Annotated in this window: 2 protein-coding genes and 3 pseudogenes; 4 read left to right on the forward strand and 1 reads right to left on the reverse strand. The window is 70.8% G+C overall.

The features are described from left to right. Positions 1-587 (forward strand): annotated as a pseudogene (locus TY51_RS22895) (fructose-bisphosphatase class I); the annotation flags it as partial. 7 nt (positions 588-594) lie between these two features. Further along, positions 595-1,628: pseudogene (gene fba / locus TY51_RS17970) on the forward strand (class II fructose-bisphosphate aldolase). On the opposite strand, the gene TY51_RS17975 reads toward fba, so the two are convergent. Then, the gene (locus TY51_RS17975) at positions 1,622-2,311 is read right to left on the reverse strand and encodes an arylesterase (RefSeq protein WP_042252270.1); all 690 of its coding nucleotides are present in this window, start codon (positions 2,309-2,311) and stop codon (positions 1,622-1,624) included. The pseudogene fba and the gene TY51_RS17975 overlap by 7 nt on opposite strands. A gap of 25 nt (positions 2,312-2,336) precedes the next feature. Here TY51_RS17975 and TY51_RS17980 point away from each other — a divergent pair, with 25 nt between their 5' ends. Together TY51_RS17980 and TY51_RS17985 are read left to right on the forward strand one after the other, a co-directional pair. Next, positions 2,337-3,020 (forward strand): ABC transporter ATP-binding protein, encoded by a 684-nt coding sequence (locus TY51_RS17980; protein ID WP_042252273.1) that lies wholly within the window; start codon positions 2,337-2,339, stop codon positions 3,018-3,020. Then, positions 3,017-4,391 (forward strand): annotated as a pseudogene (locus TY51_RS17985) (ABC transporter permease); the annotation flags it as partial. The gene TY51_RS17980 and the pseudogene TY51_RS17985, both read left to right, overlap by 4 nt.

The following is a 4,391-nucleotide window of genomic DNA, read 5'->3' on the forward strand; positions in this document are numbered from 1 at the left end:
GCATCCTGCCCGCCGATCCGCAGGGGTTCGCGCGGACGGGCAGGGCGGTCGTGGCGGCGGGATACGCGTCCTTTGGTCATTCGGTCGATTTCGGTTGGTCGACCGGCGCGGGCGTCCATGTCGCCACCTGGGACGCGGAGGCCCATGCCTTCCGCGTCAGCCGTCAGGACCTGCGCCTGAAACCGCAGGCATCGACCATCGCCTATAACGCCTCGAACGAACGCCACTGGACGCCGGGGTTGCAGGGCTGGGCCCGCGACCTGCGCACCGGGGCCGACGGTCCGCGCGGGCGCGATTTCAACATGCGCTGGCTGGCCGCCGCCGTGGGCGAACTGCACCGCATCCTGCTGAAGGGTGGCGCGTTCCTGTACCCCGCGGACGCGCGGCCGGGATATGCCGACGGCCGGTTGCGGCTGATCTATGAATGCGTGCCCATCGCCTTTCTGATCGAACAGGCTGGCGGCCGCGCGACCGACGGGCATGGCCCGATTCTGGATCGCGCGCCGCGCGGCCTGCATGACTTCACCCCCCTGTTCTTTGGCGCCTCGGACGAGATCGACGCGCTTCACGCCGCCCTCAAAGGATGACCCCCCCATGGCCATGATCACCCTGCGTCAGTTGCTGGACCACGCCGCCGAGCATGGCTATGCCGTGCCCGCCTTCAACATCAACAACATGGAACAGGGGCTGGCCGTGATGCAGGCGGCCCAGGCCACCCGCAGCCCGGTGATCCTGCAGGCCAGCCGCGGCGCGCGGGCCTATGCCAATGACGCGGTGCTGGCCGGGCTGATCGCGGGCCTGGCGCGGGCCTATCCCGACATCCCGATCTGCATGCATCTGGACCATGGCAACGGGCTGGAGACCTGCGCGACCGCGATCCAGAACGGGTTCACGTCGGTGATGATGGACGGGTCGCTGAAATCGGATGGCAAGACGCCCGCCGATTACGCCTATAACGCCGACATCACCCGCCGCGTGACCGAAATGGCCCATGCCTGCGGCGTGTCCGTCGAGGGAGAGCTGGGCGTGCTGGGCAGCCTTGAGACCGGCATGGGCGACGCCGAGGACGGCCACGGCGCCGAGGGCAAGCTGTCCGAGGATCAGCTGCTGACCGACCCCGACGAGGCCGTGCGTTTCGTCGAGGATACCGGCGTGGACGCCCTTGCCATCGCCATGGGCACCAGCCACGGCGCGTATAAATTCACGCGCAAGCCCGACGGCGACATCCTGGCCATGCACGTGATCGAGGAGATCCACCGCCGCCTGCCCAACACGCATCTGGTGATGCACGGGTCCAGTTCGGTCCCCGAGGATCTGCAGGCGATCATCAACGCGCATGGCGGCGATATCCGCCCCACCTGGGGCGTCCCGGTCGACGAGATCCAGCGCGGCATCCGCCACGGCGTGCGCAAGGTGAACATCGACACCGACAACCGCCTGGCCATGACCGCCGCGATCCGCCGCGTGCTGGCCGAACACCCGGCCGAGTTCGACCCGCGCGCTATCTGAAGCCCGCGATGGCGATGATGGCGCAGGTCTGCCGCGACCGGTTCGAGGCCTTCGGGACCGCGGGCAATGCCGACAGGCTGCGCCCGCTGTCCCTGCCGGAAATGGCCGCGCGTTACTGATCCGCGCGGGTCAGCAGCTCCTCGACCTGCGGGCCGATCGCCTCCACGATCTGTTCAACGCCAAGGGCGTTGGGGTGGATGCGGTCGTCCTGCATCAGGTCGGTCAGCGACAGGCCCTGCGTGGCCTTTTCGCCGATCGGCCCCAGGAAATCGGGGACCAGCACGGCGTCGTATTCCGTGGCAAGGTCCACATACATCGCCTCGAAGTCGCGCTTGAAATCGGGGCCGTAATTGCCCGGCGCGGGCAGGCCCGCCAGCAGCACGGGCACCCCCGCCGCCCGCGTCTTGTCCAGGATCGCCGTCAAGTTCGCGCGGCTGGAGGCCGGGTCGATCCCGCGCAGCAGGTCGTTGCCGCCAAGCGCCACGATCATCGCGTCGGGCGCGTCGGCCAGCGTCCAGTCGATGCGCGCCGCACCCCCCGCCGTCGTGTCCCCCGACACGCCCGCATTCGTCACCGTCACGTCATGGCCCCGATCCTGCAGCCAGGCCTGCAGCACGGGGACGAACCCCTCCTCCTGCGGCAGGCCGTATCCCTGCGTCAGACTGTCGCCCAGGGCGGTCAGGCGCAGCGTCTCTGCGTCAGCAGGGGTTGCGCACGATGCCATGACCGTGACCGCCAGCGCCGCCAAGGCGGACCGGGCGCGGTTGCCAATCGCGGCGCGCGCCCCGTATCGTGCCGCCATAGCCCAAGACAAGAGGACCGAGCCCATGGCCGACCCGGTGATCCGCCTGCGCGACGCGCAATTGACGCTGCAGGGCAATGCGGGGCCGGTGGACATCCTGCGCGGCATCACGCTGGAGGTGGCGCGGGGGGAAACGGTCGGGCTGGTGGGTCCTTCGGGATCGGGCAAGTCGTCGCTCCTCATGCTGATGGGCGGTCTGGAACGCGCCACGGGCGGCCTGGTCCAGGCGATGGGCCAGGATCTGACCGCGCTGGACGAGGATGCGCTGGCGCGCTTTCGTCTGTCCCATATGGGGGTGGTGTTCCAATCGTTCCACCTGATCCCCACCATGACCGCGCTGGAAAACGTCGCGACGCCGCTGGAACTGGCCGGTGCGCCCGACGCCTTCGCCCGCGCTGCGGCGGAACTGGACCGGGTCGGTCTGGCCGCGCGGCGCGACCATTACCCCGCGCAACTGTCGGGCGGCGAACAGCAACGGGTGGCGCTGGCCCGCGCCGCGGCGCCGCGGCCCGCGATCCTGCTGGCGGACGAACCCACCGGCAATCTGGATGGCGCGACGGGGCAGGCGATCATGGACCTGCTGTTCGGCCTGCGCGCCGATCATGGCGCGACGCTGGTGCTGGTGACGCATGACCCCGACCTGGCGCAGCGCTGCGACCGGGTGATCCGTCTGGCCGACGGTCGGCTGGCCACCGAGGTCGCGGCATGAGCCTGCGGCTGGCGGCCCGGCTGGCGCGGCGCGATCTGCGCGGGGGCTGGCGCGGGTTCTGGGTGCTGCTGACCTGTCTGGCGCTTGGCGTGGCGGCGATCGCCGCCGTGGGGTCGGTGCGAGCGGCGATTCAGGCAGGGCTGACGTCGCAGGGCGCGATCCTGCTGGGCGGCGATGCGAGGTGCAGCTGACCTATCGCTTTGCCACCCCGGCGGAACGGGACTGGCTGGAGGATCGGGCCGTAACCGTTTCCGAAATCGTCGATTTCCGGTCGATGGCCGTGGTCGGCCAGGACGATGCGTCGGAACGCGCCCTGACCCAGGTCAAGGGCGTGGACGCGGCCTGGCCCCTGCTGGGGCAGGTGGTGCTGGACCCGCCTGTGCCGTTGGCGCAGGCCTTGGGGCCGACGCCGCAGGGCCTGCCGGGCGGGGTCATGGCGCCGCTGTTGGCCGACAGGCTGGGGCTGACACCGGGCGACGTCTTCCGCCTTGGCACGCAGGATTTCGTGCTGACCGCCCGGCTGGTCAGCGAACCCGATGCGGGTGCGGCCAGCTTCGGATTTGGTCCCCGCACGCTGGTCCTGCGCGAGGCGTTGGGGGACAGCGAGCTGCTGGGCGCCGGGACGCTCTATGACAGCAACTATCGTCTGGCGCTGCCGCCGGGGACCGATCTGGACGCGCTGCGGACCGACTGGCGCGCGGCGTTCCCCGACAGCGGCGCGCGCTGGCGCGACAGCCGCCGCGGCGCGCCGGGCATCGACAGTTTCGTCGACCGCATCGGCGCGTTCCTGGTGCTGGTCGGGCTGACCGGGCTGGCCGTGGGCGGCGTCGGCGTGTCGGCGGCGGTGCGCGCGCATCTGGCGCGCAAGACCGAAACCATCGCCGTGCTGAAGACCTTCGGCGCGTCGGGGCGCACGATCTTTCAGGTCTACCTGCTGCAGATCGGTGCGGTGACCGCGATCGGCGTGGTGGCGGGGCTGATCCTGGGGGCGTTGGTGCCGCTGGCATTGGCGCCGCTGCTGTCGGCGCGCCTGCCGGTGCCGGCGGTCTTTGGCGTCTATCCCGGCCCGTTGGCGCAGGCGGCGGTCTATGGCGTGCTGACGGCGTTCATCTTTGCGCTGTGGCCCTTGGCGCGCACCCGGCGCATCCGGGCGGCGACGCTGTTTCGTGACGCCGACGCATCCGGAGGCGGCTGCCTGAACGGCGGTTCCTGATGATGATCGCCGCGGCGCTGGTCGCGCTGGTGGGGGCCGCGGCGCTGTTTTCGGGGCTGTGGGGGGCTGACGCTTGGCATGGCGGGGGGCGTTCTGGCGGCCTTTGTCGTGCTGGCCGGGGCGGCGGCGCTGGTGCGGCGTGCGGCGCGGGCGGGTGC

Origin of the sequence: Paracoccus sp. PAMC 22219, assembly GCF_000787695.1 — a bacterium.
GTDB lineage: Bacteria > Pseudomonadota > Alphaproteobacteria > Rhodobacterales > Rhodobacteraceae > Paracoccus.